16 protein-coding genes are annotated in these 14,776 nt (G+C 47.7%); 11 read left to right on the forward strand and 5 right to left on the reverse strand.

Annotation, left to right across the window (positions count from 1 at the left end):
* Nucleotides 1–37: 37 nt before the first annotated feature.
* From BM329_RS05415 to BM329_RS05430, 4 genes are all read right to left on the reverse strand, one after another.
* Nucleotides 38–673 carry a GAD-like domain-containing protein gene (locus BM329_RS05415; protein WP_092550024.1) on the reverse strand — a complete coding sequence of 212 codons (636 nt, stop codon included), beginning with the start codon at nt 671–673 and terminating at the stop codon, nt 38–40.
* A gap of 99 nt (nt 674–772) precedes the next feature.
* Nucleotides 773–1,408 carry a GAD-like domain-containing protein gene (locus BM329_RS05420; protein WP_092550027.1) on the reverse strand — a complete coding sequence of 212 codons (636 nt, stop codon included), beginning with the start codon at nt 1,406–1,408 and terminating at the stop codon, nt 773–775.
* A complete protein-coding gene (locus tag BM329_RS05425) occupies nt 1,408–1,956 on the reverse strand; it encodes a contractile injection system protein, VgrG/Pvc8 family (protein WP_245759014.1) in 549 nt (182 codons plus the stop codon). Before BM329_RS05425 ends, BM329_RS05420 begins: the two co-directional genes overlap by 1 nt.
* A gap of 36 nt (nt 1,957–1,992) precedes the next feature.
* Nucleotides 1,993–3,750, reverse strand: a complete 1,758-nt coding sequence (locus BM329_RS05430; RefSeq protein ID WP_092550030.1) for a type VI secretion system baseplate subunit TssF — start codon at nt 3,748–3,750, stop codon at nt 1,993–1,995.
* Between the two features lie 313 nt (nt 3,751–4,063).
* On the opposite strand from BM329_RS05430, the gene BM329_RS05435 reads away from it, so the two are divergent.
* The 5 genes from BM329_RS05435 to BM329_RS05455 are packed head-to-tail and all read left to right on the forward strand — an operon-like array spanning nt 4,064 to nt 8,738.
* Nucleotides 4,064–4,462 (forward strand): TIGR03757 family integrating conjugative element protein, encoded by a 399-nt coding sequence (locus tag BM329_RS05435; protein WP_092550033.1) that lies wholly within the window; start codon nt 4,064–4,066, stop codon nt 4,460–4,462.
* The gene (locus BM329_RS05440) at nt 4,459–5,427 is read left to right on the forward strand and encodes a TIGR03756 family integrating conjugative element protein (protein WP_092550036.1); all 969 of its coding nucleotides are present in this window, start codon (nt 4,459–4,461) and stop codon (nt 5,425–5,427) included. Before BM329_RS05435 ends, BM329_RS05440 begins: the two co-directional genes overlap by 4 nt.
* Nucleotides 5,428–5,439: 12 nt before the next feature.
* On the forward strand, nt 5,440–6,879 hold the full coding sequence (locus tag BM329_RS05445) for an integrating conjugative element protein (protein ID WP_092550039.1): 1,440 nt from the start codon (nt 5,440–5,442) through the stop codon (nt 6,877–6,879).
* A 3-nt stretch (nt 6,880–6,882) separates the two neighbouring features.
* On the forward strand, nt 6,883–7,227 hold the full coding sequence (locus BM329_RS05450; RefSeq protein WP_092550111.1) for a hypothetical protein: 345 nt from the start codon (nt 6,883–6,885) through the stop codon (nt 7,225–7,227).
* Nucleotides 7,224–8,738 carry a conjugal transfer protein TraG N-terminal domain-containing protein gene (locus BM329_RS05455; RefSeq protein ID WP_092550042.1) on the forward strand — a complete coding sequence of 505 codons (1,515 nt, stop codon included), beginning with the start codon at nt 7,224–7,226 and terminating at the stop codon, nt 8,736–8,738. The genes BM329_RS05450 and BM329_RS05455 overlap by 4 nt, the downstream gene beginning before the upstream one ends.
* Before the next feature lie 235 nt (nt 8,739–8,973).
* Here the strand turns inward: BM329_RS05455 and BM329_RS05460 are convergent, their stop codons facing one another.
* Nucleotides 8,974–9,789, reverse strand: coding sequence for an aldo/keto reductase family protein (locus tag BM329_RS05460; protein WP_092550045.1), 816 nt, complete (start codon nt 9,787–9,789; stop codon nt 8,974–8,976).
* Between the two features lie 337 nt (nt 9,790–10,126).
* On the opposite strand from BM329_RS05460, the gene BM329_RS05465 reads away from it, so the two are divergent.
* From BM329_RS05465 to BM329_RS05490, 6 genes are all read left to right on the forward strand, one after another.
* Nucleotides 10,127–10,321: a hypothetical protein gene (locus tag BM329_RS05465; RefSeq protein WP_092550048.1), complete on the forward strand. Its 195-nt coding sequence runs from the start codon at nt 10,127–10,129 to the stop codon at nt 10,319–10,321.
* A 109-nt stretch (nt 10,322–10,430) separates the two neighbouring features.
* Nucleotides 10,431–11,630, forward strand: a complete 1,200-nt coding sequence (locus BM329_RS05470) for a radical SAM/SPASM domain-containing protein (protein WP_092550051.1) — start codon at nt 10,431–10,433, stop codon at nt 11,628–11,630.
* Nucleotides 11,608–11,913 carry a hypothetical protein gene (locus BM329_RS05475; RefSeq protein ID WP_092550054.1) on the forward strand — a complete coding sequence of 102 codons (306 nt, stop codon included), beginning with the start codon at nt 11,608–11,610 and terminating at the stop codon, nt 11,911–11,913. Before BM329_RS05470 ends, BM329_RS05475 begins: the two co-directional genes overlap by 23 nt.
* Nucleotides 11,910–12,788 (forward strand): hypothetical protein, encoded by an 879-nt coding sequence (locus BM329_RS05480; protein ID WP_092550057.1) that lies wholly within the window; start codon nt 11,910–11,912, stop codon nt 12,786–12,788. The genes BM329_RS05475 and BM329_RS05480 overlap by 4 nt, the downstream gene beginning before the upstream one ends.
* Complete coding sequence (locus BM329_RS05485; RefSeq protein ID WP_092550060.1) at nt 12,785–13,744, forward strand: thiamine pyrophosphate-dependent dehydrogenase E1 component subunit alpha; 960 nt, start codon at nt 12,785–12,787, stop codon at nt 13,742–13,744. The genes BM329_RS05480 and BM329_RS05485 overlap by 4 nt, the downstream gene beginning before the upstream one ends.
* The gene (locus tag BM329_RS05490; protein ID WP_092550063.1) at nt 13,745–14,767 is read left to right on the forward strand and encodes an alpha-ketoacid dehydrogenase subunit beta; all 1,023 of its coding nucleotides are present in this window, start codon (nt 13,745–13,747) and stop codon (nt 14,765–14,767) included.
* Nucleotides 14,768–14,776: the final 9 nt, after the last annotated feature.

Genomic DNA, 14,776 nt, shown 5'->3' on the forward strand with positions numbered 1-14,776 from the left:
ATACGCAGTCACTTTATAAAAATAACACTATCAAAAGTTAAATTTCCTGAATATCTGGATCGGCGAATTGACGCAAAATATCGAGGTGAATATGCATGTCTAATTTTCTGACATTTTCAAGTTTGATTTCGCCGCCTAAAATAATGGCTGGCTCAAAACCAAATATTTCGTTTTCACCTAGCGGGCCATGTTTTTCGACAGCTTTGGCAAAAATACCCGTTTTTGTGCCGCCTTTTAAATCAAGATCATTAGGTGACTTTATTCCAAAGAAAGAAAGTATGTCGTGATTTAAATCATCCTTTCCTTTTTTATAAGCTCTATTTGAAGAATAAATGATGGTATTAAAAAGACAATCAATTGATAAATTAATCCCAGTTTCTTTACCACAAAGGAAAAGCTTCCCAAAACCACATCGTGCAATAACATGATAAGAATCCATGGATTCAAATGGGGTATCTTCCAGCCAGATATCAACGATATCTTCATAGTCATCAGGATTCACTATGCTAAATAACCCATCTTGATAGCTGTTCCAGCCTTCATGTTTCCAATAATATAATAACTGTCCTGGAAGTTTTCCCAGCCATTTATCTATGGCTTCAGCAGGAACTTCCCTGTGTTGAGTGACTTCTCCCATTTTCTCAATAAAATACTCAAAAAACTCGTCACGCACTATTTTTTCCCTTATCCCGACATAATTCTAACATAAGAAAATAAGTGGCTTTTTATACAGCCACCTTAGTCAATAGATAAATATCAGCGAAATAGAAAATCAAATTTCAAATATATCAGGATCATCGAATTGGCGAAGAATATCAAGGTGGATGTGCATATCTAATTTCCTGACATTTTCAAGTTTGATTTCGCCACCTAAAATAATGGCGGGTTCAAAACCAAATATTTCGTTTTCACCTAGTGGGCCATGTTTTTCGACAGCTTTGGCAAAAATACCTGTTTTTGTACCACCTTTTAAATCAAGATCATTAGGAGACTTTATTCCAAAAAAGGAGGATATTTCTTGATCCAACTTTTTCCTTTCTTTTTTGTGTGCTCTTTTTTTAGAGTAAATAAGAGTATTAAATAGACAGTCAATCGATAAGTTAATTCCAGTATTCTCACCACAAAGGAAGATCTTACCAAAACCACATCGTGCAATAGCATGATAAGAATCCATAGATTCGAATGGGGTATCTTCCAGCCAGATATCAACGATGTCTTCATAATCATCGGGATTTACTATGCTAAATAATCCATCTTGATAGCTGTTCCAGCCTTCATGTTTCCAATAATATAATAACTGCCCTGGAAGTTTCCCTAGCCATTTATCTATGGCTTCAGCAGGAACTTCCCTGTGTTGAGTGGCTTCTCCCATATCTTCAATAAAGAGTTCGAAATCTTCATCACGCATCACTTTTTCCCCTTACCTCGGCATAATTCTAATTGTACATTCATTTTGGCATCACCTAACCCACTGTCCAGAGCTTCTTTAGCTGCATTATCAAGTGATTTTATCCGTTTTTTGTGCTTTTTCAGCAGACCATTCAGGATAGCGGGTCCATTTTGCTGATGGAATATCCGGCTCTCCTGATTGAGCGTCAGGCGCCAGAGTGCCGGGCGAACGGTCAGGGTATACAGGGTTTTATTGCCGTCGGTGCCGGCCCAGTCAGCGTGAGAGATGATACCGGTGATTTTACGCTGCACCTGTACGCCGTGAAAGATTTGCAACACGGCTTCCTGCATCAGCAAGGCGGTTAAATCCACCTCGTCTAACGGCTTGAACGGATTCAGGCTGTGGGTTTTGACCAGTGTCAGGTTCAGGGTAAACAGCTCGGATAACCCTTCCTGCAGGGAAAACTCCCCCACGCTGAACGTATCTTCGGGAAGCCCCGCGACCTGAAAAGTAAACCGCAATCCACTTTTGGCGGCGGGCAGTCTGTCAATGATATTCTTCATCATGTTTTGCTTGACTCCTTGTTGTGAGGGTTTGATGGCTTACATCTCCCTGCGTGCTCCGTAGACTTCCTTAAATGCCCACAAGACGCCGCGCGTGTCTGGGGTATAAACCTCCAGCCTGACGAAGGTGGACTGGCTGATAAAACACGCCATGGCTTCATGGATTAACCGGCAGAAGCGGTACATTTCTCCCGGATTGTGGTAACAGTCAGGGTTGAGCGTGAGTCCCACCCAGTGCCCGCGGACAGGACGTCCCCGCTTCATGCGATCGGTAAGGTGTTCTTCCACCCGGACAATGCCGTCGATATGCCAGCGGATATGGCGGCTCAGCGGGCGACTGAGTTCGGGGTAAGGGTCAAACAGGCGGAGAAACTGTTTCAGGCTGTCGGTGGCAAATAACAACACCGGCGGGCTGGAGAGGCAGGAAAGCAATGGCCAGCCGGAATTGTCCTGCAACAGGGACGGATAATCGGCGGAGACGGGGAGAATATTGTGTACGTTGAGATGGGCCGGGGAACCTTCCTGCGTGAGGGTAATTTCACCGGGTTTTAAGGTGATGGCCTGCGTGTGATAACCCAGAATATCCCCCACGACGGACAGGACGGGCAGGTGTTGAGCCGGTTTGCCGGTCAGGTCAAAAAAATGCAGCTGGTGCGTGAGCCTGCCCAGTAAATCACGCTCGTTCTGGAGCAAATAATAAAACGTCTCCGGCTCACCGTCTTCCGCCAGACTGGGCGATGACGGCGTAAACTGGCCGATGGACAGATAGCGGCAGGGCGAGCCCCGTTGCTGTGTTTCATCAGGTTGCTGAACCACCTGAATATCGCGCAGCCGGAACAACTGCACGGACTCGCCAAGAAGCAGGGGATAACGATGATTGCCCTCACTCAGCGGCAGGGGAAGGCTGGTCAGGGTTTCCAGATGAATGGCCGGAACACAGCCAGGCCAAAAAGCATCGTCGACATTATCCAGCGGCAACTCACCTTCAAAACGAAAAACCAGCTCAAAGCTGCCGTCGGCATTTAACGGAACTTCCCGGCAACTGTCGCTGATATCCACCGTCATAAAGTTATACAGGTGGGGCAGTGCATAATATTCCAGCAGTAATTGCAGGCCGGCATAAGTGCGATTTCTCATCGGCAGGAGGGGAGCATCGAACAAGCTATGCCAGCCATAAGGGAAACTATTCAGTTTGCGTTGTTCTCCCTGCGTTCTGAGGTACATATCACAGATATGCTGATCCAGCCACAAACTTAATTGTGCTGCCCGTTCATTGTCCGTACCGAGGAAAAAAGACAGTGATCCGCTTTGCCAGACAAGGGAAGGCGTGCCTGTCTGGCAAAGCGTCAGCACTATCTCACTGTGTGTGCCGGTTTTCTTCACTGTCCTGTCCCGCACGATAAGGGGTTCGATATGCAGGGAACGGCAGGTTTTAAAGGTGAGTAACTGCCCGTTGACATCAGCGGAAACCGGCGTGCCTGCCGGGATGTCAACGGTACCCTGATGTTCTCCGTCGGTGGGATGAAACTGCATGACCGTCGTGGGCGGAACGGGACTCAGGGCTGACGGCCAGATACGGGACAGAATGCCGTGGGTAATTTCGGGGAAATCATCCTCAATTTTATCCCGTAAGCGGGCAATCAACAGGGCAAATGCTTCGAAAACCCGTTCAATACTGGGATCATGGGACAGGGTCAGAAAATCGGACAAATGCGGCGAGTCTTTCGCCACGCGTTGAGCCAGTTCCCGCAGGTAGGCTCTTTCCCGCAGGTACATAGACTCCTTGTTGTTTTTCATTGGGTTTCTCTTTTTATTCTAATGTACCGATGAATAATTAATCGGCATGTTATGCGTAAAGTTTATATAAAATCAGCACACTGTCAGAAATGGCGGATTATTGTACGGGATTATTAATTAGCATGTTTAATGAAATTTAATTTTCTGATGATTTGGGAAAAATCTTAGCCACGCTACCCGTTATGGCGGGGAGGGCAAGGCAAGGGCACTGAGGCCGATGTTTTTTTGCATTTTGCAAAAATGAATTGTTTGCTGACTTTTGTGCCGGCTTTCTTCACGCTGCTCTGAAGTTTTATAACATGGAAAGGACACGATGAAAAAGCCGGGTTTACTGCTCCTGATGGGATGGATGGTGTCACTGTCCACCGGGGCCAAAACGGTGATCTATACTGACAGTCAGCACCCGCCGGTTAATTTGCCCCCCGAGACACAGGTAATCTGGCTGGATGCCCCGGAGCAACAGCAAAGGCAGATCTTTGCCCGCCTTCCCGCAGACTCACAACAGGCGGCAACTCAGGTCCGGGCCATCCTTCAGTCTCCTCAGTGGCGTGAGCAGGAACAGCAACTTATCAACGCTTATCGTGCTGTTGTCCATGCCCGGCAATCCGGTGTACGCAAATACCCGGCGGTGGTGTTTGATGATCGTGACGTGGTGTATGGCACGGCCGATATGGCCAAAGCGAGTGTGCTCAGGGAGCAGCATCAGCCATGAATCCGTCACGCCTGGCTTTTCCGGTGGTTATCACGCTGGCCGCGGCGTTTACTCCTTTTTCACAGGCCACCCTCAATACTGCCCAAATTGTGGCAAGTAGTATCTCGCCATCCTGCATTCAATGGCGGGTCAGCGGCATTTGTTACTGGCTGTTTTGTTCCTGGCACGGCTGCACGGTGAAAACCTCGGTCAAAGTGACCCATTTCCTGCCGCAGGCAGTGGTTTCCACCTATCATGCGCCCGGCGGCAACCCGTGGTCTGAAATGGCTCACATCAGCCCGTTATCCGGCGGACTGGAAAATGCGGTAACGGGGGCGTTATCCGGCCTGACCACCGGCGGCGGTAATCACACGGTTCAGGTTGCCGGGAAGCAGAGTTTCCATCTGCGTTTCAAATACGCCGATGCCATCGGGCATCCCGCTACCACTCTGATTGGCGGACAAATCCCGGGGTATTCCTGTCGCAGTGCGGCCACCCCGCTGATGCCCTATTTTCTCAGCACACTGGATACCGTCGCGTGGCGCAGCGGGCTGCCGGAATCGCTTTATCCTGAAGCCCTTGTCCCCGGTCTGCGTGAGCTGGGCAGCCAGCCGGCGGGCAATATGTGGGGCAATCTCTACCCCCGTTCCGGTTTTGTCACGCAGGCCGATGAGGATAAAGCCGCTGCCGTGGTGGCACAGCGGGTGGCGGACATTATCACCCGTACCGGGCAGCCCCATGTTTATCAGCCACTGGCCGGGCAACGCCGTGACGGCTACTGGCCGCCAGAGCCGGTGCAAGAAAATACCGGCACGAAAAATCACCAATGGCAACGGTTGTCACCACAGTTAAGTCAGTTCTGTGCAGTATTCCCGGATGGCCGCCACACAGCGGCGGCAGACAGCAATCAGGCGTATGCCCTGTGGCAGCCCTACAGCTGTTGCCAGCGGCGCGGGCAACGTTTTCTCGGCAGTACGGACCTATAAGGAAAAAACGGAATGATAAGAAAACCGGGACTGCTGATCGCGGGCGGGCTGGCACTCGTTACCGCTCAGGTTCAGGCATCAGAACGGTCGGTTTCCTTACCGGCTGTTACTCACAGTGCACTGGGGTATGGTGCACAGAGCAGCGGGGCAGTCTCCGATACGCTGTTCTATACCCTCGGTGGCGGCTCGGTGATTTCTGAGCCGGCCAGTCGCGCGGGGTCAACCAGGCTGGCCGGGCTGGAACTCGGCTGGAGTTCGGATTTGATGTGCGGCAATTTTGACCTGAAAACCACGGTTAGTAACCAGCTCAACGGTATCACGGCGGGCATGAAAAATCTGATGAGCGAAGTCATTCAGGGCGCCACCGGGGCGGTCGCCAGTCTCCCCGCCATGATAATCCAGCGGGCCAATCCGGGGCTGTATGACATGCTGACCAACGGCGTGTTACAGGCCAATGTTGCGTTCGACAAAGCCCAGTTCAACTGCCAGAACATGGCCAGAAAGATGGGGAATTTTGCGCAAAACAACAAATGGACGCAGTCTGCGGCGATGCAGGAATACAAGACACAAGTTAACAGCGGGGATGCTGACGCGGTGCGGGCCAATAATGCCGGCACCAAAGCCACCGGGACGGGCGGGCATCCGTGGATTGGCGGCCGGAAGCAGGGCGGTAAAGGGCAGAGTGCCATTCGTCCGACCCGTGATTTAGCCAGTGCCGGGTTTAATATGATGAACCATCAGCCGGTACTGAGCACCGCCGCTATCCGGCATCAGGATTGCAGCGGCAGCAGCTGCACCAAATTCAGCAGTGCGCGTGAGGCAGCAGAAGTGGTTGTCAACGTGCTGGGTGACCGTGCAATCCGTACTTGTGCCAACGCGGCGGAGTGCATCAGCGGCGGCGAGGCGCACCAACCGGGCGCGACGGTTGCCGGCACGGGTTTTGCACCGATGCTGGAAGCACAGACTCAGGCCAATATGGAACAGCTGGTGAAGCTGGTCAACGGGACGGAAAAACCGACGGCGCCAAATCTGGCCAAACTGAAAACCGGCAGCCTGACCGTTACCCGGGGCGTGATCCAGGCATTGCAACGTGATCCGGACAATGCCGCGCTGACAGCCCGTCTGGCGGGTGAACTGGCGATGGCAGAGACCACGGAGACGGCATTGCTGATGCGCCGGATGCTTATGACCGGCATGTCCGAACCCAATGCCGCCGCGCAGGCCGAAGCCCTGAACGAAGGCGAACGGCGGATTGCAGCGCTGGACAGGGAAATCACTGCCCTGAAAAATGAAATGACATTGAAACGCGAACTGGCACACAACGCCATCCTGACCATTATTGAGCGGGAAAACCACCGGATTGAAACACATCCGCAGAAACACGTGACGGAAAGCAGTGATAAGCGTTTCTATCAACTGGAAAATCCGGCAAACCGGGCGACGGGAAGGTAAGTGATGGCCGGTAACGCAAAAGCATCGTCCAGGCTGAAAAAAGGCGCTGGCATCGCTCTGGCGATTGCGGCAGTGATAATCCTTACGTTGCTGACGGGCTGGGCGGGGATGCGCTATCCCGAATACCTGTCCGCCTTTCGTCACGGGATGGAAAACCATCAATCGCTGTGGCTGGTCTGGCGGTTAAGCCTTTATGCGCTGTTGGGCTGGGGCAGCCGGAAGATTTTTCAGGCAACGCAACACGAACCCGCGTACCGGGCACCGTTGATCCGTATGATGACGGCCAGCCTGCTGTTTATCCTGCTGTGTGAATACGCCCTGTCAGGCAGCATGGGGGGCACCGCATGACAACAAACAGTTATCTGGAATACTTTCTGACCCTGCTCGGCTGGGTGGTGAATAATGGCCTGTGGCAGGTACTGATTACCACCGGGCTGTTTACCGTGCCGTTGTTGTTCAAAATCATGGCCCTGTGGCTGAAAATCCGTGAAGACAGCGTGGAAGAGGGCAATGCGGGGCTCCGGTCGCTCTCCCGTCTCGAAAATACCCTGTATGGGGCGTTCTTTGTCATGATCGCCTGTTGCGTCCCGCTGGTTCAGGTGAGCCTCAGTACCCTGCAATATGACCCGTCCCGGTCTAAGGCCTGCGGCACCTGGACGCCGAAATCACCGCAGGAAACGGGATATGCGCCGGTGATTTCCAGTCTGGGCGAACACACGGCCGCTGTACCAGTCTGGTGGGCGGTGGTGCACCGGTTATCGAAAGGGCTGACGCAGGCGGCGGTCGCGTCAGTGCCCTGCCGGCCGGATTTGCGGCAACTGCGTTTTGAGGTGCAGCACACCCGTATTGCCAATGCCGCACTGGCAGCGGAATTGCAGGATTTTACCCACGATTGCTATGCCCTGGCGCTTTATCAGTGGAAACAACGCGATCAGGGGCAAACCGGTGATCCCGTGGTGCTGAAGGATATCGACTGGCTGGGGAGTCAGACGTTCCTGTCGGGGGATTACACTACGCTGCAATCACGCACACCCCGGGCGCATTTCCCGTGGATAGAGAGCCGGGACAGCGGCTGGCCGAATACCGGGCGGGGCGGCTATCCCACCTGTAAAGCCTGGTGGTCAGCCCCGCAAACCGGACTGGAAGCCCGGGTACTGGCACAGGCCGATCCGGGGCTGTGGCTGCGTTTGTCGGCGGCCCTGAAAATGCTGGGCAAGGGAAGCCGTGAATATAAAGCGGCGGTGATCCGTCGTCTGGTCAGTCCGGTCAACCTGACGGTATCGCAGGAGGGGTATGTCTACGCGGGTTATGGCGGTAATGCTGATTTTACCGTCTGGGATGGCTCTAACCGGGTCGGGGCCTCTGCGGGGGTGATGTTGGGTGGCCTGCTTGCGTACCCGATGCTGGATGCCGTGCGGCAGGCGCTGCCGATGATGCAGGCCGTTCTCCTGATGGCCCTGTATATCCTGCTGCCGTTGATCCTGCTGTTGGCTGCCTATGAATTTAAGACCGTCCTGACGCTGACGTTTGTGATTTTTGCGCTGAATTTTCTCACCTTCTGGTGGGAGCTGGCCCGCTGGCTGGACAGCTTTCTGCTGGATGCGCTGTACGGTTCAGACACCCACAGCCTGTTTAATCTGGCCGGGTTGCAGAACACCTCGGATGATCTCATTATGGCGCTGGTGATGGGGATGCTGTTTATTGTCCTGCCGATGGTCTGGCTGGGCGCACTAGCCTGGGCGGGGGTGCGGATGGGTGATATCAGTGGCATGATGAACCAGGGCGTGGGGCAGGTCAGGCAGTCAGCTGGCATGTTCGGGCAGATAGTGATGCAGAAGATGATGTCTGGGAAAAAATAGCCGAACGGAGCATTAAAGTGATAAAGAGTAGGGTAACTGTTCCCTGATTAATGTTACTCCGATGGCTCAATATGTCTGTTTTCAGTAATGTTAACTATCTGATATGAAATTAAATATTATTAATTCCTCAATCTTAATTCATAGTCGGGTTTATAGGGTTAATCATCATCTTCAACCCTTGGGTTCTGCATCGTTAACCCTATGGAAATAATGGATATGGGGGATTGAATTGTGATCAGATATACTCTTCCGGGTATTCCATGATTTTCTTGTTTCGGTTAAGTGATGTTAGAAAAATCATGTCTCTTTCTGAGAGAGTGAAATCGAAAATATCTATGTTTTCTCTCAGCCTGTCTGCCACAGATGTTTTAGGTATGACACTGAGTCCGCGTTGTATATGCCACCGAAGGATAATCTGAATGAGTGATTTGTTATAATTGCCTGCAATTAAGTTAAGTTTCAGCTGTTCCCATTTAGAAAGATCATTAGCCCATAATGGACTCCAGGACTGGACAGCGACTCCTATTTCAGATAGTTGAGTCACTGTACTTATTTGCTGATGGCGGATATGTATTTCTATCTGATTAATGACGGGTAAATACGATGTGGCGTCGACAATAGTATTAATTTGCTCAATACTAAAGTTACTTACACCGATACTTTTTATGAGTCCAGCTTCTTTCAGGGTAATCATGTCTGTCCAGGCCTTAATATAATCTCCTGACTGAGTTGCAGGCCAGTGAATCAGATATAAATCAACATAATCCAATCCCAGTTCATCCAGGGTTTTCGATAACGAATGGATGACATTATAATGGCTGTCATTCCAGAGTTTTCCTGTAATGAAAAACTCTTTTCGGGGTATCGGCGTACTTCGCAAAAAGTGCCCAATATGACTTTGATTACCATATAGTGATGCAGTATCTATCAAGCGGTATCCTGCTTCTGATGCAGAATGTAAAATATCATGAATACGATATTCATCTATCTGGTAGGTTCCCAGCCCAAGGGTAGGCATTTTGTTTCCATCATTAAAAGTGATGAACTTCATAAAGTATACTCCGATTCAGTTGAATTATTTCTTTAAAAATAAACGATAAATTTATAAAATTTGGCCGCAACTTATAATTAAATAACCATCTATTTTCATTAACCTTCCATGAAGATATTAATAAAAATATAAGGCTGTTGAGTTAATAATAATTAAAAAATATTCTATTTCTCTTGTGTTAATTATTTTTTATAGCTAAAAAATATAATAAATCACTTTATTTAACAGAGGATATAAGTTAATTATTTATATGAAATCTGATTTATAATGTTTATTTTCTGTTTAATTTTTTGAGAAGATTATTCAAACAATGATAAGTTTAAGTTGGAGGTTTTCAATGAAAAATAATCTTAATCCACAGTTTAATAGGGTAGGCAATGACTCAATGGCATGGCCTCGTCATGTAACTGTAACACCAGCACTCCAGTCAGTAAACAGCCAGTCTATGGCATGGCCCCGTCACACCACACCAGCTTTGACTAAAGTTGAAAACTCAGCGATGGCCTGGCCTCGTCATAAAATGACAGACTGACCTTAGTTAAGTGAAAATATAAAATCCGATAGTTTTTATTGTGGTTATCCTGTGATTTATTGTTCTTCATAAATCACAGGATGTTTATCCCATTTGGATTGGTGAGGAAATGATGAACCTGATTACTGATAACGATGAGCCTCTGTTTTCTTCACCTATTCACGTTGATTTTGATATGACAAATGCGTGTAATCTTGCATGCAGACATTGTCATGCTGCATCAGGCAAAAGACAGGACAATGAACTGACTACGGCAGAAATAAAAAATATAATAAGTCAATTACATGAATCAGGTGTTATTGATTTAACCCTCGCTGGAGGAGAACCTTTTCTCAGGCCTGATATGTCTGAGATTTTGGCTCATGCGCAATCGTGTTTTGGTTTATATACCACTGTCGTCACTAACGGAACATTATTAAACAAAAAAATAATAAAAACGTTAGCGAATGAGTGTCCAGACATAAGTTTTAACATCAGCATTGATGGTTCAACACCGGATTCACTTGATATATTGCGCCACAGAAAAAACAGAGATCAAAAAAGAAGGGAGCTGTTGTTTTCACAGATAATTTCTGGCGCAGAATCCCTCTCTGCTACCGGCCTTTCGCTTGGTGTTAGTTTTGTTGTGAGTGGTATGAATGCTGATGAACTTGAGGGAGTATACAGGCTTGCTACCGAAGAATTGGGCGCAAAAAGTGTCACGGCTATTCGTTTTTTTCCGGCGGGCTATGGAAAGAATGCGCTCAATGAGTTAGAACTGAAGTATCAACAGTGGGAGTCAATGATACTTCATTTAACCCGAAACCATGATAATTTCCGAAAACTGACAATATCTGTCTCAGCCCCATGGGAAATTTATCTGCCATTAATCCGTAACGGATATTCACCACAGCAAATATGGGATATATGGGGATACCGTTCAACACTGACAGATCCAATGTATTCGTCCGTTTATCAGACTGCTGATCCCAGTGGCGTCGGAGACCTGAATATCAGTGGGAACGGAATGGTTTATCCTTCGGTTCTTATGTCAAGAAACGACACTGTCCTGTGTGGTAATTTGCGGGAACACTCTCTGACTGATATCTGGTATAACGCCGCTGCCCTGAAAAAATTAAGAAATATTAAAATTTCTGACATAGGTTCTCCGTGCACCACTTGTGAGATAGGTGAATTATGTGGTGCAGGATCTCGTTCTCGTGCACTTTCTATAACAGGTAATCTGAAAGGGTTGGATTTATGGTGCCCCATCATAGCTGAGAAAGATAACCGAAGGAGAACTGAGAATGTATTATTTACACAAAAATAAAAATACACTCAGAATTCTTCCGAGAAAAAAAGGGACTGAATTACGTTTTAATCAGAAAATATTTTTTGCCAATGAAGATCTGACAAAAATCATTGATTTTGTGATTAGTTCATCTGATATATCAAAACATGATTTTTTAGAAACCGGATTGTCAGAAGACATTATCCTTTGTGCTCTGGTCAGTCTTTCTGATGAAGGAATTTCTCCTGAAATATGGGGGGAAGTATGGGAAGGTAAAATCATAAAATACATTAACCTCCACTGTCAGAGGGAAAAAGAATGAACATTTTGAGTTATGTCGAAAGTTTGGGAGCAGGTCTGAATGCAGAATGGGAAAGTATAGACTTCAGCATCAGTGCTTTTCCTGAACTGGCCCATAATACTATTCTCAATAAAAGACCCGAGGAAGTTATTGATATCTACCAATTGACTGAGGATCTTCTTCAATATCCAGCCATTCCCAAACAACGCTTCAATCATGGTTCTCAGTTCGGTCAACCTCCTTTTACATTATATGTTTCACCAGGACAGCGTTTTTTTATTGAAATGTATTTATGGTCTTCTGTTGATATGACCATCCATGATCATCCTTTTTCAGGCGCATTTTCAATCTTTGAAGGCACCTGTAAACATGAAACCTTTACGTTTGAACGAACAGGAGGCTACGATACTCTTCAAACAGGGATTCTGAAATCTGAAACGAATGAATTGTTGTCTCGCGGGGATAGCCGCACTATCTTAAATGGTTCTCGTCTGATACATCGTAATCTCCACTTATCAAGACCAACAGTGACATTCATTATCAGAACTTATCGAGATCCTGGTTTCACCGGGATGATTTTTGAAGAGTCTGGCCTGGGTATTGTCCCTGATTTAGGTGTGAGTGAATCAAAATACCTTGATTATCTTGACGGATTTATCCAACTTCATAATTATAGCCATGCCATCAAAATGATTAAGTTGCTGATGAATTCCAATGTCAGCCCTTATGCAAAGTTTCGCGCCATCGAAATGTATTTAGAGGATACCAGGCATTATCATGAAATTGATATGCTGGCTGATACTTTTTGTTCAGCGAATCCATTGATTCCTTTCCGAATACTGAAAGACTCCTTTGAATTGCGAAAAAAACGCTATTTGTTAAGTGAGGCCAAATGATATCTTTAGCCGGAATTCTTGGGGTTTATAAAACATCATATCTTATTCGTGCCACTGATTCCCGAATTCAGGATGGGTTGCATTCCCAGGATTTTTTTGCCCTGCATTATCCTGTGAAAGGGCAGGAAATCGTTTCTGCGTCTATAGGCTATAGCCTCAATGAAGGGGACCAAATTATCTCTACTTACCGCTGTCTCGGTGATCTTATTGCCGCCGGTGTCAGCCCATATGCTTATTTTGCTGAAATCATGGGAAAGGCAGACGGATTGTCAGGCGGTAAAGGAGGCTGCATGCATCTGAGCTCCCCCCTGCATGGCTTTCTTGCTACCACCGGGATTGTCGGTGGCGGACTCCCAATAGCCTGCGGAACGGCGCTTTCTATGAAGTTGTCCGGTTCAGGACATCTTGTTTTTGTGACGTTTGGGGACGGGGCCACCACTACAGGGGCATTTCATGAGGCGCTTAATATTGCCGGCTTGTGGGCTCTTCCCGTTCTATTTCTGTGTATAAATAACATGTATGCCTTGCACACAAAACTTAGCCGGATAACAAAGAATACGGTGCTGTATAAAAAGGCTGCAAATTACCAGATCCCTGCTACCTGTGTGAATGTGTCCGAGCCTACCAAAGTTATCGATCTGGTTTCAGATTTTGCTGAAAAGGTTAGAAAAGGTAAGGGGCCAGCGTTTATCGAAATTTTGGCTCCCAGGTTGCACGGACATATGGCCGGCAGTACCACCGATTACATGAATCTGCCCTGTCAAGAGGAATTAAATAACGCAGATTCTCTGCTAATTCTCAGAAAGATTTTACTTTCTTTGACGAGCGGCCGGGAAACTGAGCTTCAGGTTTTCGAAAGAGAAACGGATGATTTTGTTAATCAGGTTTATCTGGATGCAATGATTGCTTCTCCGCCAGCTCCTGATGCATTATTAACTCAGATTACAGAGGCATAGATGGACGTTAATTGTGAAAAAACAATCTGTCTGACTTTTGCAGAGGCACTTAACAATGCCCTGAATTTAGCTTTAGCCTATGATCCTGCTGTGGTTTTGTTAGGTGAAGATATTGGCACCCCTTCTGGCGGTATCTACAAGGTGACTCAGGGACTCGAAGAACGTTACGGAACTCATCGTGTACGCACAACGCCTATTTCAGAACAGGGGATTATAGGATTGGGAATCGGACTCGCTTTGGTCGGTCATCGCCCGATTGTTGAAATAATGTTGATGGATTATCTTACCATAGCGTCTGATCAACTTGTTAATCATGCTGCGAAACTCAGATATACAACTAATGGGGTAAGCCACATTCCTCTGACGGTCAGGATGCATATTGGCGGTGGAACCATGGGGGGAGCACAGCATTCACAATCACTGGAAGCCTGGCTGACTCATATACCCGGGCTGAACGTGGTCATTCCCAGTACACCTGAAGATGCCAAAGGCCTGCTGCTGTCCTGTATCAGAAATAACGATCCCTGTGTCATGTTGGAGTGCATTGAATTATTGTGGTCAAAGGAGTGCAGTCCTGTCCCCATAGGGGATTATGTTATCCCGCTTGGGAAAGCGCGTATAAAACGTATTGGAACGGATCTGACTTTGATTTGTTACGGAAGGGCGGTAAGTTGGTGTCTGGAATCTGCTGAGTATATGGAGCAAACTTATGCAATCAGCTGTGAGGTCATTGATCTCAGGACGCTGACGCCTCTTGATCTACCCTCTATTTTAGCGTCTGTGAGAAAAACAGGCCGGGCTATGGTGGTACATGCTGCAAATCAATTCGGAGGTTTTGGCGCAGAAATTTCGTGTCTTATTACGGAAGAGTTACATGCTGTTCTTGCCCATCCGGTGATCCGCTTGGGAGCCAGAAATTGTCCCGTTCCTTACACCCGTGTCTTGGAAGAAGTATACTCGCCGAATGTTCGGCAGATCACTGAAAAAATAAAGTCTATCTTCAGTATCGGGAATGTCTCTTAATGGTGTTGA

The organism is Xenorhabdus koppenhoeferi, assembly GCF_900116635.1.
GTDB classification, from domain to species: domain Bacteria; phylum Pseudomonadota; class Gammaproteobacteria; order Enterobacterales; family Enterobacteriaceae; genus Xenorhabdus; species Xenorhabdus koppenhoeferi.